The following is a 23921-nucleotide window of genomic DNA, read 5'->3' as shown; positions in this document are numbered from 1 at the left end:
GCTGGTTCGCTCCTGTGCTGGTGGCGGGGTTAGCGGCTGCGGCGGCCGCGGCTCTTGCCGCGGGAAGAAAGGGCCTCACGGACTCCGTAACTGAACGCCGACACCTTGATCAGCGGCGAGCCAACTGTTGCGGCCACCAGGGAGGACAGCGCGGAGATGTTGGCACTGGCGTCGGAGACGTTCGAGGAAATGCCGTCCACCTTCTGCAGCTGCAGGTTGGTGGTGGACACCGTGGTGGTGACTTCCTCGATCAGCGGAGTGGTCTCGTCGCTGATGTTTCGAATGGCGCCGCGCAGCTCGTCAAACACCTTGCCCAGCTTCCAGATCGGGACGGCCAGCAGCACCACCAGCACTGCGAACACACCGGCAGCAATCAGACCGGCAATATCTCCACCCGACATGGCACTCCTCTTGGGGTTGAAAACTAAGACTTTCCGCTATGTACCTTACCCACTTCCCGGGCGCAGCACTCACTTGTGCCCCGCGGCACAAGCGGCGCAGCGGGCCGGCAGCGGGCCGGCAGCGGGCCGGCAGCGGACCGGACCGGCAGGTGCCGCTGACCAAACAGCCCGCGGCCGAGGCCGCGGGCTGTTCGGAAAGATCGAGCAGGACTCGAAATTAGCGTGCGTAGTATTCCACGACGAGCTGCTCTTCGCAGGTCACGGGAACTTCCGAGCGCTTCGGGCGGCGCACGAGGCGTGCCTGCAGCTTGTCCAGGGAAACGTCCAGGTAACCCGGAACGGCGGGCAGGACGTCGCGGTGGGCGCCGGCAGCGGCAACCTGGAACGGCGTCATGGTCTCGCTGCGCTGGTGCACATGGATGAGCTGGCCTTCGGAAACGCGGAACGACGGGCGGTCCACGCGGGCGCCGTCAACCATGATGTGACGGTGCACAACAAGCTGGCGGGCCTGGGCGATCGTGCGGGCAAAGCCGGCGCGCAGCACGAGGGCGTCAAGACGCATCTCGAGCAGCTCGATCAGGTTTTCACCGGTCAGACCGGCGGTGCGGCGGGCTTCCTCGAAGACACGGGTCATCTGTGCTTCGCGGATACCGTACTGGGCGCGCAGACGCTGCTTTTCACGCAGGCGTACCGCGTAGTCGCTGTCCTGCTTGCGACGTGCGCGGCCGTGCTCACCCGGGGGTAAGGACGACGCTCGAAGTACTTGGCTGCCTTGGGGGTCAAAGCAATGCCGAGGGCGCGCGAAGCGCGAGCCTGACGGCGTGCACGTGTGTTGTTAGCCACGTTCACCTTTCACTGTTCTGGCGGTTTGGCCACCGCAGCCCTGGTTCTCACCGGGATACCGAGATGACTGATACGTAAGTACTGGCCTCCATTAGGGAGAGCTCGGGCCAACCGCTGCCTTCTGCTACAGACACGGCACCGGGCACAGCTTCACCGCGTGGAGCGGGAAGGGGTCCGGCGTCGTGCTTGCCAGTCAACCATCAATCCTAGCACGGGCCGGCGGCCCGGATGATGCGCCTAGGTCCCCCGGATGATGCCGCGCAGCCGCTCCAGCCGGGCTGCAATGTCCCGCTCCGCGCCGTTGCCGGTGGGTTCGTAGTAGTTGCGTCCCACCAGGTCATCCGGCGGATACTGCTGCCTGGCCACGCCGTGCGGTGCGTCATGGGAGTAGACGTATCCCTTGCCGTGCCCCAGCTGCTTGGCGCCGGGATAGTGCGCATCCCGCAGATGCGCGGGAATTCCCTGCCCGCGCCCGGCGCGGACGTCGGCGACGGCGGCGTTAATGCCGTTGTACGCGGCGTTGGATTTGGGGGCGGTGGCAATGTGCACCACCGCTTCGGCCAGGATGAGGCGGCCCTCGGGCATGCCGATCAGCTGGACCGCCTGCGCTGCGGCGACGGCGGTCTGCAGCGCGGTGGGATCCGCCATGCCCACGTCTTCGGCGGCGGAAATCATCAGGCGCCGGGAGATAAAGCGCGGGTCCTCCCCCGCCTCGAGCATCTTCGCCAGGTAATGCAGGGCGGCGTCCACATCGGAGCCGCGCAGCGATTTGATGAAGGCACTGGTCACGTCATAGTGCTGGTCGCCGGCACGGTCATAGCGCAGCGCCGCCACATCCAGCGCCTTCTCGGCGTGGCTGAGCAGAACTTCGGGAATTTCCGTGTCTCCGGAGCGTTCGGAGAACGCGACGCCGGCTGCAGCTTCCAGCGCCGTCAGCCCGCGCCGTGCGTCCCCGCAGCGAGGCGCACCAGGTGCTCCAGCGCTTCCACGGTCAGCGTCACCCGCCCGGCCAGGCCCCGTTCGTCCTCCACCGCACGCTGGAGCAGCGACGCGATGTCCTCTTCGGTCAGGGGTTTCAGCGTCAGCAGCAGTGACCGGGACAGCAGCGGCGAGACCACCGAAAAGGACGGGTTTTCCGTAGTGGCCGCCACGAGCACCACCCAGCGGTTCTCGACGCCGGGCAGCAGCGCGTCCTGCTGGGCCTTGTTGAACCGGTGGATTTCGTCCAGGAACAGCACGGTGGTGATGCGGTGCAGGTCGCGGTTGGTCAGCGCCTCTTCCATCACCCGGCGGACATCCTTCACGCCGGCGGTGATGGCCGAAAGCTCCACGAACTTCCGGCCGGAACCGCGCGCGACCACGTGCGCCAGCGTGGTCTTGCCGGTGCCGGGCGGCCCCCAGAGCATGACTGACGACGGGCCCGCCGGCCCGCGGTCATCGGCGGACTCGGCCAGCGTGCGCAGCGGCGATCCCGGACCCAGCAGATGCTGCTGTCCCACCACTTCGTCCAGCGTCCGCGGCCGCATCCGCACTGCCAGGGGGCTGCGGGGCGCTTCCGGGCGTCGTCGCCGGCCCCCGGACCCGAGCCGGCGCCGTCGCCGTCGCCGTCCCGGTCGGCGGTATCGACGTCACCGTCGCTGTCACTGCTGAACAAATCACTCACCCCACTAGGCTACTCGTGCCGTAGCGTAGGAGTTTGCCCGGCGGATGCCGGCTGCTGTTTACCTTCGGTGAGCAGTTCCACCAGGAGAATCCGGATATGCCTGCCACACGCTCCACCTTTGTTTCCGCGCAGCGGCTGCCCGGCTGGCTGGACCGTTTGGCCGCCGCCCACGGGGAGCTGAGCATCACGCCCGGGCACGGCGGACTGCATGTCTGCGCAGCCAACGGCACCGAAGCGGACCTGCTGGCGCCGTGGCCGGATGACGGCCGCCCCGGGCGGGGAGCCGGCGACGTCGAGCGCCTGGTTTCACTGGCCGGCCAGTCCCGCACGCTCGGGATTGTGCTGCTGCGCCGCGGCGGTTACGCCGTGGGGGTTGCCGGGAGGGCCGGCTGCTCGGATCCAAGGCCGGCAACCGCTATGTACAGTCGCGCACGGCTGCCGGCGGCGGATCGCAGCAGCGTTTTGCCCGGCGGCGGGCCAACCAGGCCGACGCACTGGTGGAGACCGCCGCTGAACAGGCGGCGCGGATCTTCACCGAACATCCGCCGGAATACCTGGTATTCGGCGGAGACCGTGCGCTGACCGAGGTGCTGGCCCGGCAGAAGATCTTCACGCCATGGAACAAACTGGACCGACTGCGTCCGCTCGATGTTCAGGACCCCAAACTGGCGGTGCTGGCCCGGGCTGCCAAGGATGCCAGCTCCGTTTTCATCCGGATTACGGTGCCCTGACCCGCTTCGCTGCCGGGCCCTGCGGTGTCCCGCTGCCGGGCCCTGCGGTGTCCCGCGGCGGACCTCAGTCAGCCAGCCCGAACAGCCTGCGGAGAATCACCGGTGCCGGATCTTCAACCGCGTGCCGGAACCCTGTTCCGGCCCACAGGTTAACCGCTTCCGGGTTGCCTGCGGCCGCGGCGGCCGCCCGGAGCGGGCCGGTGACGTGATTGATGTATGGATACGCGTCCGGAGCATCCGGATGGGCGCGCATGAAGTCATTGGTCAGCCCTCTGGCCGGACGGCCGGAGAAGGCCCGCGTCAGAGCAGTCTCGGCCTCCCTGCGGCCCTGGACGGCATCTATCAAACCGCCGCGGTGCACCCTGCTGGTCCCGGCTTCGTCGCTGAGCAGCAGCAGGGTTCCCACTTGGACGGCACCGGCCCCGGCGGCTAAAGCGGCGGAGGCCTCCCCCGGTGTGGAAATCCCTCCCGCTGCAATTAACGGGAGCGCGCAGACGTCTCGAACCCGGTCCAGCAGGTCACCCAATGGGACCTCACCCGGCACCTTCCCGCTGTCCAGGGTTCCGCGGTGCCCGCCGGCTTTTGGGCCCTGCACACACAGGATGTGCGCTCCGGCTTCTGCCGCCGCGCGGGCCTCGCCGGCATCGGTGACCGTCACCACGCTGCAGATTCCCTGCGCGGTGAGCTCCGCAAAGACCGCCGGCTCCGGCAGTCCGAAGGTGAAGGACGCCACCGGGACCCGCTCCCGAAGCGCCAGTTCCAGCTTGGCCTGCCAGCCGTCGTCGTCGTTTGGGTCCGGCATACCAGGTTCGGGGACCGCGGTGGCGGCAGGCTCCTTCCTGCTGCTGCGGTCAGGTCCTTGCGGAAGGTCCGGGCCGCTTCGATTTTCCGGGCTTGGGCTGCCGCCTTCCCCGCGGCCTGATCCTGCGGCGGGACCGAGTAGGTGTTGGCAGCATCCGGAACGAAAAGGTTCAGGCCAAAGGGTCTGGCGCTCAGTCTGCGCAGCTGGGTGATCTGGTCCGCCACGGTTCCGGCGCTCTTGTAACCCGCGGCCAGGAAGCCGAGCCCCCCGGCCTCCCCGACGGTGGCAGCCAGCTCCGGGGTTGAAGGCCCTCCGGCCATGGGCGCACCAATGACCGGAAGGGGAAGCGAGTTGAGCGTGAACATCGCGACCGGATTACAGCGTGACGGTGCCGTCGATGCAGGTGACCGTGGAGCCGCCCACCCAGATTTTGCCGTCGCGGGTGAAGACGCGGACCCGGCCGGAGCGCTGGACGGCAGTTCCCTGTGTGACGACGTAGCGTTCCGGAGCCAGCGAGGCTCCGATCAGCCACTGGGCGAGTCCGGCATTGAGGCTGCCGGTGACCGGATCCTCACTGATTCCGAGGTCAGGTACGAAGGCCCGCACTTCAAAGTCCGTTTCCGCATCGGCCGGCTGCGCACCGATGACACCCACGCGGAGGCTGCCCATGATCGCCGGGTCCGGTGTGAGCGCCAGGACGGTGGCAGCGTCCGGCAGCAGGAGGCCGAGCCAGCCGGGTCCGTTGTCGATCCAGTTGGAGGCGAGGACCTGCCCCGGTTCCAGGTTCAGCGCCCGCCGCGCCTGGTCCAGGACCTCTTCCTCCAGCTCACCGGAGCGCAGCAGCGGCGGCGCGGCGAAGGCGGCAATGCCGGCGTTGGCGTGCAGCGTCACCAGCCCTATACCGCATTCCTGCACGACGACGTCGGGGTAGCGGCGTTTTGCCCCGGATTCCAGCCACGCGTGGCAGGTGCCCAGCGTGGGGTGTCCGGCGAAGGGAATCTCTCCGCCCGGAGTGAAGATCCGCACCCGGTAGTCGGCGCCGTCAACGGTGGGCGGCAGGATGAACGTGGTCTCGGAAAGATTGGTCCACCGGGCGAAGGAGGCCATCTCGGAATCCGTGAGCCCTTCCGCGTCAAGCACCACCGCCAGCGGGTTGCCCAAATACGGCTCATTGCCAAAAACATCCACCTGTTTAAACCACCGCTGTCTCATTCTTCACACTGTATCCCTTCATCCCCGTGACTTTTATGAAGCGGAGTTTACGAACTGTGGCGGGGGTTTGCGCTCCCATGCCGGCCGCCCTAGGTTGGAGCAGGAATCAAGAGTTCCAGCCACTGGCCCTGGCCGGCTGGACGGCAACCCTCTCGCCGTAGCGGGGTGCTCCAGGTGACGATTCGGCCGTCCGAACCCATTCCGGCGCGGCAAGTACTGCGTTCCGCCGTTCTTTCTTTTCCGGCCGGGCGCTTGAGGCAGAGGATGTTTGCGCATGACACTTTTGACCGACCTTCAGCCCGCTGCGCTGCGGCGGGCCTTTTCCCGTTTCCCCTCCGGCGTTGCAGCTTTGTGCGCAGTGATCGATGGAGAGCCGCAGGGCCTTGTGGCGTCTTCCTTCACTGTCGGGGTTTCCATGGATCCGCCGCTGGTGATGTTCGCGGTGCAGAACACCTCCAGGACCTGGCCCGTCCTGCGCGGTTCCGGGCGGATCGGAGTGTCGATTCTCGGGGCCGGACACGAGGGCATCTGCAGGCAGATTGCGTCCAAGTCCGGGGACCGCTTTGCCGGACTGAGCCTGCACACTGACAACTCCGGCTCACTCTTCCTGGACCGGGCCGCCCTGTGGCTCGAGTGCTCCGTGGAAAAGGAGATCCTGCCGGGGACCATGCGGTGGTACTGCTGCGCGTCCACGGGCATGCTTCCCACGACGACGCCCACGAACCGCTGGTCTTCCACGGCTCGGCCTTCCGGCACCTGACGGTTCCCGCCTTCGCCTGACCGGCTGGCCCGGGTTCCCTCCGGTTTGGGAAATCCCTCCGGTTTGGGAAACCCCTCCGCTGCGGACCGGCCGATTCTTCCCAAAACGGAGGGGATCCGGACAGCACAAAGCCCGGCTGCGGACGGCAGCCGGGCTTTGCCCGCTCAGGTTACCGGGGAAACGCCGGCCTTAGCCCTGGGCTTCTTCCTTCGGCTTGGGCTTAAAGTCAACGCCGGCTTCCCTGCGCTGCTGCGCGGTGATCGGAGCCGGTGCCGCGGTCAGCGGGTCGTAGCCGCCGCCGGACTTCGGGAAGGCAATGACGTCGCGGATGGACTCGGTGCCGGCCAGCAGGGCCACCACGCGGTCCCAGCCGAAGGCAATGCCGCCGTGGGGCGGGCGCCGTACTTGAAGCCTTCGAGCAGGAAGCCAAACTTTTCCTGCGCGTCCTCCTGCGAAAGGCCCATGACCTTGAAGACGCGTTCCTGCACGTCGCGCTGGTGGATACGGATGGAACCGCCGCCGATTTCGTTGCCGTTGCAGACAATGTCGTAGGCGTAGGCCAGAGCCGACTCCGGATCGGTGTCGAAGGTGTCCATGAACTCGGGCTTGGGCGAGGTGAAGGCATGGTGCACCGCCGTCCAGGCGCCGCCGCCCACGGCAACGTCACCGGCAGCAACGGCAGCCGACGCCGGCTCGAACATGGGCGCGTCGACAATCCACACGAAGGCCCACTCGTTGGGATCGATCAGGCCGGTGCGGTGGCCGATCTCCACGCGGGCGGCACCGAGGAGGGCGCGCGCCTCGCTCTTTTCGCCGGCACCGAAGAAAATGCAGTCGCCGGGGTTGGCGCCCACCTTCGCGGCCAGGTTCTCCCGCTCAAAGTCGGTGAGGTTCTTGGCCACGGGGCCGGTCAGCGTGCCGTCCTCCTGGACCAGGACGTAGGCCAGGCCCTTGGCGCCGCGCTGCTTGGCCCATTCCTGCCAGGCGTCGAGCGTGCGTCGTGGCTGCGAGGCACCGCCGGGCATGACGACGGCGCCCACATAGGGGGCCTGGAAGACGCGGAAGGTGGTGTCCTTGAAGAACTCGGTGAGCTCGGTCAGTTCCAGGCCGAAGCGCAGGTCCGGCTTGTCCGAACCGAAGCGGGCCATGGCGTCGGCGTAGGTCATGCGCTGGATCGGGGTGGGGATTTCGACGTCGATCAGCTTCCAGAGCGACTTCACGATCTGCTCGCCGAGGGCAATGATGTCGTCTTCCTCGACGAAGCTGGCTTCGATGTCCAGCTGGGTGAACTCCGGCTGGCGGTCCGCCCGGAAATCCTCGTCGCGGTAGCAACGGGCGATCTGGTAGTACTTTTCGAACCCGCCCACCTGGAGCAGCTGCTTGAACAGCTGCGGTGACTGCGGCAGGGCATACCAGGATCCCGGAGCAAGGCGTGCCGGGACCACGAAGTCGCGGGCGCCTTCGGGAGTGGAACGGGTCAGCGTGGGGGTTTCGATCTCCACGAAACCTTCGTCATGCAGCAGGTTGCGGGCCACCCGGTTGGCTTCCGAGCGCAGGCGCATGTTCTTTGCGGGGGCCGGACGGCGCAGGTCGAGGTAGCGGTGCTTCAGCCGGGCCTCTTCGCCAACCTCAACGTGCTCGTCGATCTGGAACGGCAGCGGGTCGGAAGTGTTCAGGACAACCACCTTGTCCGCAATGACTTCCACGGCTCCTGTGGCGAGGGAGGGGTTTCGTTGCCCTCGGGGCGCTTCTGCACGGTGCCGGTGATCTGCAGGACGTATTCATTGCGCAGGCCGTGGAAAACGTCCTCTTCGCGAACGACGACCTGGGCGACTCCGGAGGCGTCACGGAGATCGAGGAAGGCAACCCCGCCGTGGTCCCGGCGCCGGGCCACCCAGCCGGTGAGAGTGACGGTCTGTCCAATATGCTCGGCCCTCAGGGAACCAAGGGCATGAGTGCGCAGCACAGCAGTCCTTTCAAGATTGCTTGCGGAAAACTCTGTTCCCGCTCATTGTGAATACAAGGTCTCTTCATGAGTTTACCGGTGTTCACATCCTTTCCCAGCCATGGCACCGCCGTGCAGCCGCAGGCGGCCGCGGCACGGCCCGGGCCCGACTGATTGGAGCGGTGCGTGCCCGGGACTTCCGCAGACACTCCCCCGCTGGGCGGCTTCGACGCGACCACGGTGGGCGTGGGCTGCATGGTGGGCGGCGGCATCTTCGTGGTGCTGCCGCCGGTGGCGGGCGCCGCCGGCTCCGCCCTCCCCGCCGCCCTGGCCCTGGCGGCGCTGGTGGCCTACTGTTCGGCGGCGTCCACGTTCCTGCTCAGCGCGGGGCTGCGCAACTCGGGCCACACCAATGAAGGCGGAACAACGCGCTCGGCGGCCCGGGTCCTGCTGGGGCCGTACATGGGGTTTTTCACCGGGTGGACCCTGCTGTGTGCCCTGGTGCCTTCGGCCGCGGTGCTGGCGCTGGCCTTCGGCCTGTATGCGGTGCCGGAGTACGCACGGGCGGGAGCGGCCGCGGCGGCAGCAGCGGGCACCGCCCTGAACCTCTTCGGTGTACCCCGCGGCACCTGGGTGATCCGTTTCGTGCTGGCCTTCGTCATCGCGGTGCTGGGCTTTTCCGTCGTGGTTGCGTTCAACGAAGCCGGCGGGCAGCCCCCGCCGCCGGGGTCCTCGAGGACGCCACGCCGACGGCAGGGCTGCTGCAGGGGGCGGGCTTCGCGTACTTCGCGTTCGCCGGGTACGCCCGGCTGGCCGCCATGGGCTTTCGGGTCCGGGAACCTGACCGCCTCATTCCCCGGGTGCTTCCAGCGGCGGTCCTGGTCACTCTGGGCCTGTACATCCTGGTGGGGCAGTCGCTGCTGGCATGGTTCTCCGAAGCCGGCGCGCTGGCACAGTCGCCGGCTCCGCTGCGGGAGCCGGTGGCCGTGGTGGGGCTGGGCATCGGCACCGGAGCCGTTGCCGTTGCCGCCGCGGCGGCGGCCCTGTCGGGGGTATGGGTACTGGTCGAAGGAACGGCCCGGACGGCCGGAGCCATGGCCGGCGACGGCGACCTTCCGCGGCTGTTCGGCCGCACCGGCGGGTCCCGGCAGGTACCGTGGCCGGCCGCAGCCGCGGCGGGCGCCGCCGTCGTCGTCCTGGTGCTGACGGCGGAACTGGTCACGCTGCTGGCCCTGGCCTGCTTTGGGCTGTTATTACACGCGGCCATCACCAATCTGTGCGGCTATGCCCTGGACCAGCGCCGCTGGTTCACGCCCCGGGCCGTGAACCTCGCCGGCCTGGCCGGAGCCCTGGTGACGGCCCTGAGCCTGCCGCCGTTTGCCATTCTGCTGATGCTGATCGTGCTGTTGTCCGGGCTCGTCGTGCGGCTGACGGTGCGCCGCCCGAAGGATCCGGGCGCGCCCGCCGGCCTGTCAGGCCCGGGCGAACCGCAGTAGCAGCGGCGGCACAGTAGGAGCCGCGGGAACGCTACGGACGCGCCCCGTCCTGTGCGCTGTGCCAGGACCGGATCAGGTCCAGCAGTTCGGCGCGGCGGGCCGGCGGAGCGAAGGACGCTTCCACGGAATTAACCGCCAGTTCCGCGAGCTGCTCCACAGACAGGTCGAAGGTGTGCTGCAGGAGCCGGAAATTATCGTCAATGTAACCGCCGAAATACGCCGGATCATCAGAGTTCACCGATACGTTGAGCCCCGGGCCAGCATCTGCGGCAGCGGATGGTCTGCCAGCGTGTCCACCGACCGCAGCCGGACGTTGGAGAGCGGGCAGATGGTCAGGGGAATCCGGTCACGCACGAGGCGCTCCACCAGGGCCGGATCGTCCAGGCAGCGGATACCGTGGTCGATCCGGTCCACCAGCAGCAGGTCCAGGGCCTGCTCGATGTAATGCGACGGGCCTTCTTCCCCGGCATGGGCCACACACTTGAGGCCGGCATCCCGGGCCATCCGGTACAGCTCGATAAAGCCCTCGGGCGGGTTGCCCACTTCCGCGGAGTCCAGCCCGATCCCCACAATCGGCGCCTCCATGGCCACCAGCTGCCGCAGCACGTCTTCGGCTTCGGCAACGGGACGGTCCCGCAGGAACGCGGCGATCAGTTCGGACGACACCCCGAACTCCTCCAGGCTGCCGGCCAGCACGCCGGCAACACCGTGAATGCAGGTTTCCAGCGGAACACCGCGGAGCAGGTGCGCCTGCGGATCGACCATCATTTCCACGTGCCGGACGCCGGCGGCGGCGGCCCTGCGCAGATAGGAGCGGGTCATGTCCGCAAAGTCGGCCTCGGTCCGCAGCACCTCCATGTTGGCGTAGTACAGGTCCAGGAAGGACTTCAGATCCGTGAACTCGTACCGGGCGCGCAGCTCCGCGAGATCCGCGTAGGGAAGCGAAAGGCCGTTCCGGGCGGCGAGTTCAAAAATCAGTTCAGGTTCCAGGGTTCCTTCAATGTGCAGGTGGAGTTCGGCGCAGGGCAGCAGGGCTGCGGCAGGGGAAGTCGACATGGTTTAAGCCTAGGTCCCGGCGGGCCCTCCCGTCCGCGGGGCCGGCAGCCGGTCCTCATCATTTGGGAGGACTCCGGGCTGCAGGCGCGGCGGACGGCCCGCAACGGTCGCTACTCTGGACTCATGCTGCCTCCCCCGACGCCCGACACCGCCGAAAGTTCCGCGGCGGAAGCGGGCCGGGCCGGCGCCCTGGATTCGTGGGGCAGCGGAATCTGGCCTACGGGCGCCGCCACCGCCGCTGCCTACCTTGCGGCGGGTCTCGTGCTGAAAGCGGCCGGGGTCAACTCCCTTGACATGCTGCCTCCGGTGCTGGAGGCGCCCGTCCCCGTATGGTTCGCGATCCTGGTTCTGGGGTGCGCCGGAACCCTGTTTCGGCGCCGCCGCGTGTCCCTCATGCTCGCCGTGACCGGTACTGCCATCGCCGCGGGCGTCCTGACCGGCGCCGGGCTCATCAACTACCTGCTGCTCTTCGAATTCTTCTACTCCGGCATCCTGTTCGGCTCGCCCCGGCTCAGCCGTGCACTGGAAAAAGCCGCCCTGGCCACCGCTGCCTTCATAGTGGCCGCCGTTAGCGCGGTCCACCGCGACTGGGCCTTCCTCCTGGTGGGCGTTGTGCAGGCGACCCTCACCTGCCTCATGCCCCTGTGGTGGGCCGGAACCCTGCGCCGGCAGGCCGACCGCGCCGAGCAGGAAAGGACCCGCGCGGAAACCGAACGGCTGAACGCGGAGCGGGCGGCGGAAATGGCTGAGCTGTCCCTCCAGGTGGCACTGGCCTCCGAGCGCGCAGCGATGGCCCGTGAACTGCATGATGCCATTGCCGGCCGTTTGTCCGCCGTCGCGCTCCAGTCAGCGGCCGCGCTGTCAGCCGCCGACAGTGCGCTGGACCGGCAGGTACTGGCGCAGGTGCGCAGCGAGAGCGTCCACGCGCTGGAGGAGATGCGCGCCATGATCGAGCTTCTGCAGTCCCGCGGCAGCGGACCTTCCGCCGCCGGGGCAAACCCTGTGGCCGTTTCACCTTTTGCCGGCCGGGTGCCGATGGCCGGCGGGTTGGAGCAGCTGCGGTCGCTGACCGAATCGGCGCGGCTGGCGGGCAACCCGGCGGAGCTGACGCTTGACGCCGATCCGGAGCTTCCGGTCCTGCTGCAGAGCAGCATCTTTCGGATCGTGCAGGAATCGCTGACCAATGCCGTTCGGCATGCCCCGGGCGAGCCGGTGAAGGTGGTGCTGCGGCAGGAGGCCGGAGAGGTACAGCTCACCGTCAGCAACAGCCTGCCCGCCGCAGCGGACGCGGCGGGCCGTCCAGGCCCGGCCGGAACATCCGGCGGAACAGCGCCCGGCGGCAACGGCACCGGCCTGCGCAATATGGCGCTGCGCACGGCCCAGCTCTCCGGCGTGTTCAGTGCCGGCAGGACCCGGGACGACGACGGCGGAAGCGGCCCTGCGCGGCCGGACGCCCCCGCGGACACCTGGCAGGTAAAAGTCCGGCTGCCTCTGGACGGAGCCCAGTGACCGGGCCGGCGGAAGCTCCGCTCCGGATCCTCCTGGCCGATGACCACGCCGCCATCCGGACCGGTCTGCGCATGATCCTGGAAACAGCGGGCGGCTTTGACATTGCGGGTGAGGCGGCCGACGGTGCCACGGCAGTGACAATGGCCCGCGCGCTGCGGCCGGACGTGACGCTGATGGATATCCGCATGCCCGGAACCGACGGAATCGCAGCCACCACGCAGATCGTCACCGAAGCGCTCTCCGCAGTGCTGGTGCTGACCACGTTCGATCTGGATGACTATGTGTTCGGGGCGCTGCGGGCCGGCGCAGCGGGCTTCGTGCTGAAATCAGTGGAACCGGCCGAACTGGTGCGGGCGGTCCGGTCCCTGGCCGGCGGCGACAGCGTGCTGTCGCCCGAGGTGACAGGGACCCTGATCGCGGCGTTCGTTGCCGGGCCCCGTCCCCCGGTGCCCGGCTCCGCGGTGCCCGGATCCGCGGATGCAGCCGCAGGCCCCGGCCTGCCGGGCGAGGCGCTGACCGCCCGCGAAGAGGCTGTCCTGGCCTGCCTGGGCGAAGGATTGTCCAACCGGCAGATTGCCCGCCGCCTGGCGATTGCCGAAACAACCGTGAAGACCCACGTGTCACGGGTCCTGGCGAAGCTGGGGGTGCAGTCCAGGGTCCAGGCTGCCATTGCTTTTCGGGAGCGCGGCGGCGCCTGATGCGCCGGGCTACTCCCCGGGAGCGCGGCGGCGCTGATGCGCCGGGCTACTCCCGGGAGCGGCGGCCCGGGTGACCTGCGGAAGAAGGTCCTCAGCGGGCGGCGTCCAGGTCTGCGGATCGGCCGGTACCTGCTCGCCGGAACGGATGTCCTTGACCTCGTGGCTGCCGTCTTCGGCGGTGAACCAGACAAACGGAATGCCGCGGCGGTCAGCGTACTTGATCTGCTTGCCGAACTTCTCCGCCTTCGCGGCAACTTCCACGGAAATGCCGCGGCCCCGCAGTTCTGCTGCGATGTCCTGCGCTGCGGACCAAGAATCGTCATTGGCGAGGGCCACCAGGACGGCGGTGGGCACGCTGCGGCTGGACTCGGCAAAGTTCTGGCTCAGGATGCGCATGACCAGCCGGGTCACGCCGATGGACAGGCCGACGCCGGGGAAGGTCCGGCTGCCCTTGGCGGCCAGGGAATCGTAGCGCCCGCCGGAGCAGATCGATCCGAGCGACTCGTGGCCCACCAGCACCGTTTCGTACACGGTGCCGGTGTAGTAGTCCAGGCCGCGGGCGATGCTCAGGTCAGCCACCACCTTGCCCGGAGCCCGCTTCACGGCTTCACCGATGACCTGGGACAGCTCGTCCAGGCCTTCTTCGACGAGTTCATTGCTGACGCCCAGGGCGCGCACCTGCTCCGCGAAGGAGAGGTCTTCGGCCCGGATGGAGGCCAGCTTCAGGGCCGCCTCGGCCTGCCCGGGCGTGGCGCCCAGCTCCTCCTGCAGCAGTTCGGCAACACGGGCAGCGCCGATCTTCTCCAGCTTGTCGATGCTGCGCAGGACGCCGGCGGTGTCTTCCAGCCCCATGCCCCGGTAGAAGCCTTCGGCCAGTTTGCGGTTGTTGACCCGGATCTTGAAATCGGGAATGGGCAGGGCGCCCAGCGCCTCGGCGATCACCAGCGCCAACTCGACGTCGTACCGGAAGGGAAGTTCGCCGTCGCCCACCACATCAATGTCCGCCTGGGTGAATTCGCGGGCCCGGCCCTCCTGCGGACGCTCTCCGCGCCAGACCTTCTGGATCTGGTACCGGCGGAAGGGGAACGCCAGGTGCCCGGCGTTCTCCACGACGTAGCGCGCGAAGGGGACGGTCAGGTCAAAGTGGAGTGCCAGCTGATGGGGATCCTGTTTGCCGGAGGCTTCCCCTTCCTCCGCCTGCAGCCGGCTCAGTGCGTAGACTTCCTTGTCGATCTCGCCCTTGCGCAGCAGCTGTCCCACGGTTTCCACCGCGCGCGTTTCAATGTTCGTGAACCCGTGCAGTTCGAAGGTGCGCCGCAGGACGTCCAGGACGTGGAGTTCGACGAGACGCTCCTGCGGTAGCCATTCGGGGAAACCGGACAGTGAGGCCTTGCGTGCCATGCGGGCGAGCTCCTTCTACGGATGGGGGCAGTCCGCTGCAGGGAAATGGCCTGCCGGGTGCCTAAACTAAGTGCGGCACTCATTTTAGGTCTTCCGCGCGCGCCAAGGCGAACCGGATGCACCGCCGCCTCCGTGCCGGCGCTGCCGGCACGCCCGCCGATGTCCGCACGCTCCGAGAGGAAAACCCGTGGCCGCGACCCGACAAGACCGCGAAACCCGGCGGCGCATCGCCCGGATCAAGGCCAGGCGCGGACTGGAGCAGGCGCAGGCCGGGCGCCGGACGCGGGACAACCTCTTTGCCGGCGCCGCCGCTGCCCTGGCCCTCGCGCTTGCACTGGCGCTGCAGGTGACGTGGTTTTCCTCCAATCCCACGCCGGAGGAGACCCGGCTCATCGAGCAGCAGGCGGCCGCCGCCGGTTCATCCGCCGAACCCACACCCGGCGACGCCGATGAGCCCGCCCCCGGGCCGTCCGGGACACCGGCCGCAGCACCCGCGGAAATCCCGGACAAGTCGCTGGCCGAGGGCCGGGTCTTTTCCGGAACGCTGGCCACCAGCGCCGGGGATCTCGGCGTCGAACTCGACGGCACCGTGGCCCCGCAGGCGGTTGCAGTGTTTAAATCACTGGCGGATTCCGGGTTCTTTGCCGGGAAAACGTGCCACCGGCTGACCACGGCGGAGACCATGGGCATCCTGCAGTGCGGATCCCTGAACGGTGACGGCGCCGGACAGCCCGGCTACCAGTGGGGTCCCGTTGAAAACACGCCGGCCGACGGCGTGTATCCGGCGGGGTCCGTCGCAGTGGCCCGGGCGGCCACCACGGACAGCCACGGCACACAGTTCTTCCTCGTTTACAAGGACTCGATTCTTCCGCAGGATGCGGGCGGCTACACGATCATGGGTAAGCTAACCTCAGGGCTGGATGTTCTGGAATCGGTCGCCGCGCAGGGAGCTGTGAAGGACGGTGCGGAAACTGCGGACGGCCAGCCGAAAACCCCGGTGACGATAGACTCGTTTACCCTGAAGTAAATGGCAGCGCGGGCTCGCACACTGCCAAACCTCGAGTGAAAGACTTTTAGCGGTGACAGACAGTCAGAAATCCGACGAAACAGTTTCCCGGCCCGCCCCGGAGGCTCCCGACACGCAGCGGCCCGCGGCGCCCAGCCCGGCGGCTTTCGCTGCCCGGCATCCGGCCCCTGCGCCCGGCAGCCCGGCGCAGGCGGCGCCCAAGCCCGTAGTTGCGGCTCCGCCTGTGCATTCAACGTCGCTTGAGGAAGCGGCCCGCTTTGCCCGGGTCGAGGAGGACGGCCACGTTTTCCTCATCGTCAACGGCGAGGAATTCCCGGTCGGCCAGTATCCGGACGCCAGCCGCGACGAGGCCCTGGCCTATTTCGTGCGCAAGTACGACGACGTCGCCAGCCAGCTTGCGCTGCTGGAAGCCCGGGTGCAGGCCAAGGCACCCACCACCGACATGCTCAAGACCCTGAAGCACCTTGGCGAGCAGGTGGCCGAACGCAAGATGGTCGGTGACGTGCTGGCTCTCGATGCACAGATCGAAACCCTGCGCACCAGCATCAAGGAAGCCGAGGCCGCGGAGCGCGCCGAAGCTGAAGCCGTCAAAGCCCGCGAGCTCGCAGCCCGGAAGCCATCGTGGCCGAGGCCGAGGAGATTGCCGCCAAGGATCCCGCCACCATCCAGTGGAAGACCAGCAGCAACCGGATGAACGAGCTGTTCGAGGCCTGGAAGGCGGCGCAGAAGAACGGTCCGCGCCTGGGCCGCAGCAATGAAGACAGCCTGTGGAAGCGGTTCCGTTCCGCCCGCACCGTCTTTGACCGTCACCGCCGCGCCTACTTCTCGCAGCTGGACAGCGAGAATTCCGCGGCCAAGCGTGCCAAGGAAGCGCTGATCGCGCGCGCCGAGGAGCTGGCCACCTCCACTGACTGGGGCAGCACCGCCGCCGAGTACCGTCAGCTGATGGACGAGTGGAAAGCTTCCAAGCGGGCCAGCCGCAAGGATGACGACGCTCTCTGGGCGCGCTTCCGTGCCGCCCAGGACACGTTCTTCGCCGCACGCCAGGCCGCCAACGAGGTCATCGACGAAGAGTTCGCCGCCAACCTGACGGTCAAGGAGGAACTGCTGAAGGAAGCCCAGGGCATCCTTCCGGTGCGCGACCTCACCGCCGCCCGCAAAGCGCTGAACTCGATCCGTGACCGCTGGGAGGACGCCGGCAAGGTTCCGCGCGCGGACATGGGACGGATGGAAGCGGGCATCCGCAAGGTCGAGGAAGTCGTCAAAGCTGCCGAAGACGAGCACTGGCAGAAGAGCAACCCGGAAACCAAGGCCCGCACCAACAGTGCCCTGAGCCAGCTTGAAGCCACCATTGCTTCGCTGGAAGAGGACCTGGCGACCGCCGAGAAGGCCGGCAACGCGAAGAAGACCGCGGACGCCCGGGAAGCACTTGAAGCCCGCCAGCAGTGGCTGGCCATGCTGCAGAAATCGGCTCAGGACTTCTCCCAGCACCGCGGCCTGAAGGCCCCGCCGGCACGTTTTCCACAACGGGCCGGCGGGGTCTTTCGCTTAATCCGGACATGGGCAAAAGTGGATGCATGGCGGCAACACTGTTCCCCTACCCCGGTGTGCTGCCGACAGTCACTTCCACCGGCGGCGCCATTTTTACCGCGGGAGGCGATTTCTCCGCCGTCGAGCTGCAGGCCATGGCCGCCGACGGGCTGCTGAAGCAGGTGTACGCGCACACGTATGTCCGGTGGGACATTGAACCGGATCCGGTGTGCCGGGCCCTCGCGGCAGGACACTGCATGACGGAGCGGCTGCGGGAGCGGACCGTGCTGGGCCGCTTCACCGCCGCTTGGATTTACGGCTGCGCGCCGGCGCCGCGGCAGCTGCAGCTGCTGGTCGACCATGCCCGCCGCACCACCGCCCTGCCGCCCTTCACCGCCGCCGTCCTGCACGAAGTGCAGCTGGGCCCGGCGGAGGGCATGGACATCGCCGGCGTTACCGTCACCACTCCCCTGCGGACCGCGGTGGACATCGCACGCCACGGCACCGGAAGACCTGCCGTTGATGCCGTGCTGGCCCTCGGCACCGACCCGGTGCTGCGCTGTCCGCTTGGGGACGTCCGCAGCCACCTCGAGTCCCAGGTCCGGCTGCCGGGAAAAGCGGCGGCCCTGCAGTGCGTGGATGCCGCCCTGCAGCTGGCGGCGGACGCCGCCCTGGGCCCCGGCCGGGCCCGGCAGCCGGCTAGACCCGGCGCTGGGACCCGGTGGTGCGGTATACGTCGAAGACGCCGTCGATTTTCCGCACCGCGCTGAGGATATGGTCCAGGTACTTTGGATCGCCCATCTCAAACACGAATTTTGACATGGCCACCCGGTCGCTCGAGGTATTGACGCTCGCCGACAGAATGTTCACGTGGTTCTCGGAGAGCACCCGCGTGACGTCGGACAGCAGGCTCTTGCGGTCCAGGGCCTCCACCTGGATTTCGACCAGGAACACCGACGACTGCGTGGGCGCCCAGTCCACCGGCACGATGCGGTCGGGCTGGTCCATGAGTTCGGAAACGTTCCGGCAGTCGCTGCGGTGCACCGAAACGCCGGAGCCGCGGGTGACGAAGCCGATGATGGGATCCGGCGGAACCGGTGTGCAGCAGCGGGCCAGCTTGACCCAAACGTCGCCCACGCCGCGGACCGTGACACCGGAATCGGAGAACTTGGGCCGGCGGGCCGCCGTCGACACCGGCGTTTCCGCCAGGTCCTCTTCGGCCCCCTGGTGCCCGCCCATGAGCGAGACCAGATGCTCGATGACGTTCTGCGCCGATGTGTGGCCGTCGCCCACCGCCGCGTAGAGCGCCGATATGTCCTGGTGGTGGAGCTCCTGGGCCACCGCCACCAGCGCATCGTGCGTCATCAGCCGCTGCAGCGGCAGGTTCTGCTTCCGCATGCCGCGGGTCAGCAGGTCCTTGCCCTTGTCGATGGCCTCTTCGCGGCGTTCCTTGGTGAACCACTGGCGGATCTTGTTCCGTGCCCGGGGGCTCTTGACGAAGCCCTGCCAGTCCTGGCTCGGACCGGCACCTTCGGCCTTGGAAGTGAAGATCTCCACCCAGTCACCGTGCTGAAGCTCACTGTTCAGCGGCACGAGCTTTCCGTTGACGCGCGCCCCGATGGTCCGGTGACCCACTTCGGTGTGGACGGCGTAGGCGAAGTCCACGGGCGTGGATCCGGCGGGAAGGGCCATGACCTCACCCTTGGGCGTAAAGACGAAGACTTCGCGGGCGTTGATCTCGAAGCGCAGCGAATCCAGGAACTCGTCCGGATCCGACGTTTCCTGCTGCCAGTCCACCAGCGAACGCAGCCAGCCCATGTCGTTGTTTTCGGAGCCGGCAGGCGTTTTCGAGCCGTCCTTGTACTTCCAGTGTGCGGCCACGCCGTACTCCGCCCGGCGGTGCATGTCGTGGGTGCGGATCTGGATCTCCACCGGCTTTCCGCCGGGGCCGATCACCGTGGTGTGCAGTGACTGGTACATGTTGAACTTGGGCATCGCGATGTAGTCCTTGAACCGCCCCGGAAGGGGGTTCCACCGCGCATGCAGGGCCCCGAGGGTCGCATAGCAGTCGCGGACCGAATCGACAAGCACGCGCACGCCCATCAGGTCGTGGATATCGTCGAAGTCTTTGCCCCGGACAATCATCTTTTGGTAGATGGAGTAGTAGTGCTTGGGGCGGCCGGTGATGGTGGCCTTGATTTTCACCGCATGCAGGTCGTCGGCGATCTGCGTGCGGACGGTGGAAAGGTACTTCTCGCGTTCAGGGGTGCGGTCTCCGACCATGCGGACAATTTCGTCATACACCTTGGGGTGCAGCGCCGCGAAGGAGAGGTCCTCCAGCTCCCACTTAATCGTGTTCATCCCGAGGCGGTGCGCGAGCGGAGCGAAAATCTCGAGGGTTTCGCGTGCTTTGCGGGCGGAGGATTCCTGCGATACGAAGCGCCAGGTGCGGGCATTGTGCAGCCGGTCAGCGAGCTTGATGACCAGGACACGGATGTCCTTGGCCATGGCCACGACCATCTTGCGCACTGTTTCAGACTGCGCTGCGTCACCGAACGTCACCTTGTCCAGCTTGGTCACGCCGTCAACAAGCATCGCGACTTCGGGGCCGAACTGGCGGCGCAGCTCGTCCAGGGTGTAGCTGGTGTCTTCGACCGTGTCGTGCAGCAGTGCGGCGGCAAGCGTGGTTCCGGTCATGCCGAGTTCGGCCAGGATGGTGGCGACGGCCACCGGATGCGTGATGTAGGGATCGCCGCTCTTGCGCTTCTGCCCCTCATGGCTGCGTTCGGCTACCAGGTAGGCGCGCTGGATGAGGTCAAGGTCTTCTTTGGGGTTGTTGACCCTGACCGTGCGCAGCAGCGGCTCGAGCATGGGCGAATAGCCCGGATTGCTGCGGCCGGCGAGCCGGGCCAGCCGGGCGCGGGTGGAGGTGCGGCGGCCCGGGACCGGCCGGGCGGGGACGTTCGGATCACCGGGAGCGGGAGCGTCGGACGCTTTCGCGGCTGCCTTCTCCGGCTGGGGCTGGCGCGCGGTTTGGCGGCCCTCGCTGTCCGGGGCGCAGCAGGAGCCGGAGCACCGGGTGCTGCCGGAGCAGGTGTTCCCGGGGCCCTTCCTGCGCCGGCCTTGTCGGCCGGTGTCGCGTTCTCGCCCACTGCTGCCCTCTCTGTGACGTATTCGGCCTTTTTCACCATTGCGATTCCACCTCCCCGCACGGGACGCCCGGTGAACTGGCCGTCCGTTCAAGTCTAAGCCGTACCGGCCGCCGGTTAGAACCATCGGTTCCGCAGCCCGGGGCGCAGCAGGGCAACCCCCGCGCAGACCGGCCTGCGGAACCGTTGTGCCGCTGAACCCGGTTTCGGGTCAGCTTGTGGCGGTGACCTCCGTCGCCCCCGAAGGGGTTCCGGCAGGAGCCGCGGCCGCGGCCTCCTTGGCCTCCTGTGCGCGGCGTTCCTTCACGCGCTTGGCTTGGCGCACGATGTCAGGTTCGTTGCGGCGCAGCCAGGCATACATGGGAGCCGCAATGAAGACGGTCGCCACGGTTCCCAGGATGATGCCGATGAACAGTGCCAGGGACAGGTCCTTCAGCGTGCCGGCCCCCAGCAGGAATGCGCCGATGAACAGCACGGACGCCACCGGCAGGACTGCGACCACCGAGGTGTTGATGGAACGGACCAGGGTTTGGTTTACCGCAAGGTTCACCTGCTCCATAAACGTGCGCTTGGTGCTCTTGTCCAGGTTCTTGGTGTTTTCGCGGACCTTGTCGAAAACCACCACCGTGTCGTACAACGAGTAGCTGAGCACGGTCAGGAAGCCAATAATGGCCGACGGCGTCACCTCGAACCCGCTGAGCGAGTAGAGGCCCGCAGTGGTCACCATGACCACCAGCAGCGCCGTGATGGCGGCGACGGACATTTTCCAGGTCCGGAAGTACAGCGCCATAAGCACTGCGGCCAGCGCCACGAAGACCACCAGTCCGATCAGTGCCTGCCGGCTGACATCCTCGCCCCAGCGCGGGCCGATGAATGTTGAAGTGACCTGTTCGTCGTCGACTCCGTAGGCTTCGGCCAGGTTGCCCTTGACCTCCAGCGTCTGGTCGTCGCTGAGCTGTTCGGTCTGCACCCGCATGGTGCCGGGGGCAATGTTGATGACCCTCGCTTCGCTGGCGATCTCCCCCACGGCCTCCTCGCCGGTGCTGACCTCGGTGCCGGCAGCACCGGAGACGGTGAACTCGGACCCGCCGCGGAAATCGATGCCGAGGTTAAAGCCGCCCTTGACCACCGGGATCAGGATGGAAAGAACGACGGCGACCGCGGCGATCAGGAACCAGAGCTTGGCCTTGGGCACAAACGGGTAGGAACGCTTGCCGGTGTAAAGCTCGTTGCCGAACGTGGCAAATCTGGGCAGCTTGCTCATTCCCCGCCCTCCTTCTCTGTGCTGCGGCCGGTTCCGGCCAGTGATTCCTGCTTCTCGGCCTGGCGCCGTTCGGCAATGGTCATGCGGCGCTCCGCTTCCCTGGAGGCTGCCTTGTTTTTGGTCCGCACCGGCGCGTCGCCGGGTTCGCGGATGCGGCCGGCGCCGCGGTACAGCGGAACGGCTCCCAGCCGGGTTGTGTCCAGGCCGGACCATTTGTGGCCCTCGCCGAAGAACTTCGTCCTGGCCAGCGCCACCATGGTGGGATGGGTGAACATGAACACCACAATGAGGTCCGCGATCGCGGTCAGGCCCAGGGTGAAGGCGAAGCCGCGCACGTTGCCGACGGCAACGAAGTACAGCACGACGGCGGCCAGCACGTTCACTGCCTTGGACGCCAGGACGGTGCGCTTGGCACGCTTCCAGCCGTTGTCCACGGCCGCCACCAGACCGCGGCCGTCGCGCAGCTCATCTCGTATTCGTTCGAAGTAGACGATGAAGGAGTCGGCGGTCTGGCCGATGGCTACAATCAAACCGGCGACGCCGGCCAGGGACAGCCGGTAGTTTTGCGACCAGCCCAGCAGGCAGATGGCCAGATAGGTCAGCACGCCGGCCACCACCAGCGAGATGATGGTGACGAAGCCCAGGGCGCGGTACTGGAAGAGCGAGTAGACCGCCACCAGCGCCAGCCCGATGAGGCCGGCAATAACGCCCATCCGAAGCTGGTCGGTGCCCAGCGTTGCGGACACCTGCTGTTCGCTCTGGATGTCGAAGCTGATTGGCAGGGCCCCGTACTTCAGCTGCTCGGACAGGGCCTGGGCGGATTCCTGGGTGAACTGTCCGGTGATGCGCGGCTGGCCGTCGGTGATCACGCCCTGGACCGTGGGAGCGGAAATGACCTGTCCGTCCAGCACAATGGCGAACTGGTTGTGCGGGTCGCCCTGCTGGAAGGCGAAGAGGCGCTCGGTGACCTCGCGGAAGACCTGGGTGCCCTCGCTGTTGAATTCGATGTTGACGCCCCACTCGTTGATGGAGGCGCCCTGTCCGCTCTGGGACAGTCCGAACGTGGCGGTTTCAATGTTGGTGCCGGGTACTTCGACGGGCCCCAGGATGTACTTGGCGCCGGCGGACGGCTCACAGGCAATCATCGGCTGGTCGGCCGGAGCTGACTCAACCGAGGCTTCCAGGGTGGCCGGGTCCAGGCAGTCCGTGCTCTCGAATTCGCGGTACAGCTCCGGAGTGATCCAGTTGTCGTCGGAGGCGTTGGCGGGTTCGGCGGTCGGGGCCGGCAGCTGCTCGTCCGGCAGCGGCTCGGCCGCCGGGGACGCCGCGCCGACGGTGATAACCGGCCGGAATTCCATGGCTGCGGATGCCTGGATCAGTTCACGGGTTTCAGCCGACGGAACGCCAGGCAGCGAAACAACGACGTTTCGCCCGGACTGGGTGGTGATCTCGGCTTCGGATACTCCGCTGCCGTCCACCCGCTGGCGGATGATTTCCACGGCCTGGTCCAGCTGTTCCTGGCTGATCTCGGCGCCGCCCTGCACCTGCGGGGCGAGGATCATTTCGGTTCCGCCCTCAAGGTCCAGGGCGAGTTTTGGGGTCCAGCTGGCATTGCTCCACATGGAACCGCCGCCGAGCAAAAGGGCCAGAGCAGCAAAAATGACGCCCAACCAGAGGAGCGTCTTTTTGCGGCCGAGCCGGGGCCGGTACGAGGCATAGAGGGTAGTCCTTACAGGGGTGAGACACCGGAGGCGTAGTCGGCCCCGGCCAGCCTGCGGAGACTCATCCTCCGCAGGCCCGTGGAGAGTCTAGTTCTCTTTCTTGTTTTCGCGGTTCAGGCGCTCGAGCGTTTCCTCGGGAGTCTCATCGGCGCGCGCCGCCGACTCGTCGGCGGGCAGATCATCGCCGGCAGCCGCAGCGCCGGCGGGACGGGCGGCATCGCCGCTGCGGTCGCCGGCGGGACGGGCGGCATCGCCGCTGCGGTCACCGGCGGTGAGCGACGACGCGTCGTCCGGGATAACCGGGGCCTCTTCCTCAGCGGCCGGCTGCGCCGTGACCACCTTGGTCAGAGCCTGCAGGTGCACCGTGGCAGTGTTGCCGGGGGAAAGCTCCATGACGGCTTTGTTCTCTTCGCTGTTGATCGACACAATCGTTCCAAACAGGCCGAACTGGGTCATGACTTCGGTTCCGGGCACCATCTGGGTCCGCTGCTCCTGGACCGTCTTCTGCGTCTTCTTCTGCTTGCGGAACATCATGAAGATGAACAGTGCCAGCAGGATCGGCAGCAGGAGGCTGGAGAACGAGAAGCCGGCGGGGGCCTGTTCCGTGGTGGTCTGGGCCATGATGTTTAAGAACACAGAGTGGTTCCGTTTCTGTTGGAAATTGATGTGCAGGTAACGCTGGCACGGCTGTCACCGGTTCCGGTGCTGCCTGA

Annotated in this window: 15 protein-coding genes, 7 pseudogenes and 1 riboswitch; of the genes and pseudogenes, 8 read left to right on the top strand and 14 right to left on the bottom strand. The window is 67.4% G+C overall.

Annotation, left to right across the window (positions count from 1 at the left end; translation table 11 throughout):
* Positions 1 to 29: 29 nt before the first annotated feature.
* The 3 genes and pseudogenes from OL239_RS08485 to OL239_RS08475 form a co-directional block, all read right to left on the bottom strand.
* Positions 30 to 401, bottom strand: a complete 372-nt coding sequence (locus OL239_RS08485; RefSeq protein WP_268911458.1) for a DUF948 domain-containing protein — start codon at positions 399 to 401, stop codon at positions 30 to 32.
* A 217-nt stretch (positions 402 to 618) separates the two neighbouring features.
* Positions 619 to 1244, bottom strand: a pseudogene (gene rpsD, locus OL239_RS08480) (30S ribosomal protein S4).
* 237 nt (positions 1245 to 1481) lie between these two features.
* Positions 1482 to 2907, bottom strand: a pseudogene (locus OL239_RS08475) (replication-associated recombination protein A).
* A gap of 389 nt (positions 2908 to 3296) precedes the next feature.
* On the opposite strand from OL239_RS08475, the gene OL239_RS19450 reads away from it, so the two are divergent.
* Entirely contained in the window at positions 3297 to 3638 is a 342-nt protein-coding gene (locus OL239_RS19450; RefSeq protein ID WP_329609403.1) for an acVLRF1 family peptidyl-tRNA hydrolase, read from the top strand.
* Between the two features lie 64 nt (positions 3639 to 3702).
* On the opposite strand, the gene OL239_RS08465 is transcribed toward OL239_RS19450, so the two are convergent.
* The 3 genes and pseudogenes from OL239_RS08465 to OL239_RS08455 form a co-directional block, all read right to left on the bottom strand.
* Positions 3703 to 4440, bottom strand: coding sequence for a nitronate monooxygenase (locus OL239_RS08465; RefSeq protein WP_268911457.1), 738 nt, complete (start codon positions 4438 to 4440; stop codon positions 3703 to 3705).
* Positions 4441 to 4580: 140 nt separating this feature from the next.
* Positions 4581 to 4760 (bottom strand): annotated as a pseudogene (locus tag OL239_RS08460) (nitronate monooxygenase); the annotation flags it as partial.
* Positions 4761 to 4815: 55 nt separating this feature from the next.
* Positions 4816 to 5628, bottom strand: a complete 813-nt coding sequence (locus OL239_RS08455) for a PhzF family phenazine biosynthesis protein (protein WP_329609380.1) — start codon at positions 5626 to 5628, stop codon at positions 4816 to 4818.
* Between the two features lie 128 nt (positions 5629 to 5756).
* Positions 5757 to 5874, top strand: a riboswitch (SAM riboswitch).
* A gap of 52 nt (positions 5875 to 5926) precedes the next feature.
* Here OL239_RS08455 and OL239_RS08450 point away from each other — a divergent pair.
* On the top strand, positions 5927 to 6412 hold the full coding sequence (locus tag OL239_RS08450) for a flavin reductase family protein (RefSeq protein ID WP_329609379.1): 486 nt from the start codon (positions 5927 to 5929) through the stop codon (positions 6410 to 6412).
* Between the two features lie 189 nt (positions 6413 to 6601).
* Here the strand turns inward: OL239_RS08450 and aspS are convergent.
* Positions 6602 to 8378, bottom strand: a pseudogene (aspS, locus tag OL239_RS08445) (aspartate--tRNA ligase).
* A 329-nt stretch (positions 8379 to 8707) separates the two neighbouring features.
* A complete protein-coding gene (locus tag OL239_RS08440) occupies positions 8708 to 8953 on the bottom strand; it encodes a hypothetical protein (RefSeq protein ID WP_268911835.1) in 246 nt (81 codons plus the stop codon).
* Here OL239_RS08440 and OL239_RS08435 point away from each other — a divergent pair.
* Positions 8837 to 9853, top strand: a complete 1017-nt coding sequence (locus OL239_RS08435) for a hypothetical protein (RefSeq protein ID WP_329609378.1) — start codon at positions 8837 to 8839, stop codon at positions 9851 to 9853. The two genes, OL239_RS08440 and OL239_RS08435, sit on opposite strands and share 117 nt — an antisense overlap.
* A 31-nt stretch (positions 9854 to 9884) precedes the next feature.
* Here OL239_RS08435 and OL239_RS08430 read toward each other — a convergent pair.
* Positions 9885 to 10909 (bottom strand): annotated as a pseudogene (locus tag OL239_RS08430) (adenosine deaminase).
* 123 nt (positions 10910 to 11032) lie between these two features.
* On the opposite strand from OL239_RS08430, the gene OL239_RS08425 reads away from it, so the two are divergent.
* Both OL239_RS08425 and OL239_RS08420 read left to right on the top strand, forming a co-directional pair.
* The gene (locus OL239_RS08425) at positions 11033 to 12418 is read left to right on the top strand and encodes a sensor histidine kinase (protein ID WP_268911454.1); all 1386 of its coding nucleotides are present in this window, start codon (positions 11033 to 11035) and stop codon (positions 12416 to 12418) included.
* Positions 12415 to 13116 carry a response regulator gene (locus OL239_RS08420; RefSeq protein WP_268911453.1) on the top strand — a complete coding sequence of 234 codons (702 nt, stop codon included), beginning with the start codon at positions 12415 to 12417 and terminating at the stop codon, positions 13114 to 13116. Before OL239_RS08425 ends, OL239_RS08420 begins: the two co-directional genes overlap by 4 nt.
* 9 nt (positions 13117 to 13125) lie before the next feature.
* Here OL239_RS08420 and hisS read toward each other — a convergent pair whose 3' ends face one another.
* Positions 13126 to 14517 (bottom strand): histidine--tRNA ligase, encoded by a 1392-nt coding sequence (hisS, locus tag OL239_RS08415; protein WP_268911452.1) that lies wholly within the window; start codon positions 14515 to 14517, stop codon positions 13126 to 13128.
* 187 nt (positions 14518 to 14704) lie between these two features.
* Here hisS and OL239_RS08410 point away from each other — a divergent pair, with 187 nt between their 5' ends.
* The 3 genes and pseudogenes from OL239_RS08410 (at position 14705) to OL239_RS08400 (ending at position 17844) form a co-directional block, all read left to right on the top strand.
* Positions 14705 to 15544 (top strand): peptidylprolyl isomerase, encoded by an 840-nt coding sequence (locus OL239_RS08410; protein WP_268911451.1) that lies wholly within the window; start codon positions 14705 to 14707, stop codon positions 15542 to 15544.
* Between the two features lie 61 nt (positions 15545 to 15605).
* Positions 15606 to 17029, top strand: a pseudogene (locus tag OL239_RS08405) (DUF349 domain-containing protein); the annotation flags it as partial.
* A 200-nt stretch (positions 17030 to 17229) separates the two neighbouring features.
* Complete coding sequence (locus OL239_RS08400; RefSeq protein WP_268911450.1) at positions 17230 to 17844, top strand: type IV toxin-antitoxin system AbiEi family antitoxin; 615 nt, start codon at positions 17230 to 17232, stop codon at positions 17842 to 17844.
* Here OL239_RS08400 and OL239_RS08395 read toward each other — a convergent pair.
* The 4 genes and pseudogenes from OL239_RS08395 to yajC form a co-directional block, all read right to left on the bottom strand.
* Positions 17774 to 19945 carry a RelA/SpoT family protein gene (locus tag OL239_RS08395; RefSeq protein ID WP_268911449.1) on the bottom strand — a complete coding sequence of 724 codons (2172 nt, stop codon included), beginning with the start codon at positions 19943 to 19945 and terminating at the stop codon, positions 17774 to 17776. The genes OL239_RS08400 and OL239_RS08395 overlap by 71 nt on opposite strands.
* A 489-nt stretch (positions 19946 to 20434) precedes the next feature.
* Entirely contained in the window at positions 20435 to 21487 is a 1053-nt protein-coding gene (gene secF, locus OL239_RS08390) for a protein translocase subunit SecF (RefSeq protein WP_442864254.1), read from the bottom strand.
* A pseudogene (secD, locus tag OL239_RS08385) lies at positions 21484 to 23204 on the bottom strand (protein translocase subunit SecD). The gene secF and the pseudogene secD overlap by 4 nt, the downstream one beginning before the upstream one ends.
* Positions 23205 to 23295: 91 nt before the next feature.
* Positions 23296 to 23829, bottom strand: a complete 534-nt coding sequence (yajC, locus tag OL239_RS08380) for a preprotein translocase subunit YajC (RefSeq protein WP_442864289.1) — start codon at positions 23827 to 23829, stop codon at positions 23296 to 23298.
* Between the last annotated feature and the right edge of the window lie 92 nt (positions 23830 to 23921).

Source organism: Arthrobacter sp. ATA002, assembly GCF_026898095.1.
Taxonomy (GTDB): Bacteria; Actinomycetota; Actinomycetes; order Actinomycetales; family Micrococcaceae; genus Arthrobacter_B.
This window is presented reverse-complemented; position numbering and strand designations above follow the sequence as displayed.

Bases quoted from the DNA above. Each gene is read 5' to 3' on its own strand.
- OL239_RS08425 (WP_268911454.1), top strand. From the start codon at position 11,033: ATGCTGCCTCCCCCGACGCCCGACACCGCCGAAAGTTCCGCGGCGGAA.
- OL239_RS08450 (WP_329609379.1), top strand. From the start codon at position 5,927: ATGACACTTTTGACCGACCTTCAGCCCGCTGCGCTGCGGCGGGCCTTT.
- yajC (WP_442864289.1), bottom strand. From the start codon at position 23,829: ATGGCCCAGACCACCACGGAACAGGCCCCCGCCGGCTTCTCGTTCTCC.
- OL239_RS08400 (WP_268911450.1), top strand. From the start codon at position 17,230: ATGGCCGCCGACGGGCTGCTGAAGCAGGTGTACGCGCACACGTATGTC.
- OL239_RS08395 (WP_268911449.1), bottom strand. From the start codon at position 19,945: ATGCTCGAGCCGCTGCTGCGCACGGTCAGGGTCAACAACCCCAAAGAA.
- OL239_RS08485 (WP_268911458.1), bottom strand. From the start codon at position 401: ATGTCGGGTGGAGATATTGCCGGTCTGATTGCTGCCGGTGTGTTCGCA.
- hisS (WP_268911452.1), bottom strand. From the start codon at position 14,517: ATGGCACGCAAGGCCTCACTGTCCGGTTTCCCCGAATGGCTACCGCAG.
- OL239_RS08465 (WP_268911457.1), bottom strand. From the start codon at position 4,440: ATGCCGGACCCAAACGACGACGACGGCTGGCAGGCCAAGCTGGAACTG.
- secF (WP_442864254.1), bottom strand. From the start codon at position 21,487: ATGAGCAAGCTGCCCAGATTTGCCACGTTCGGCAACGAGCTTTACACC.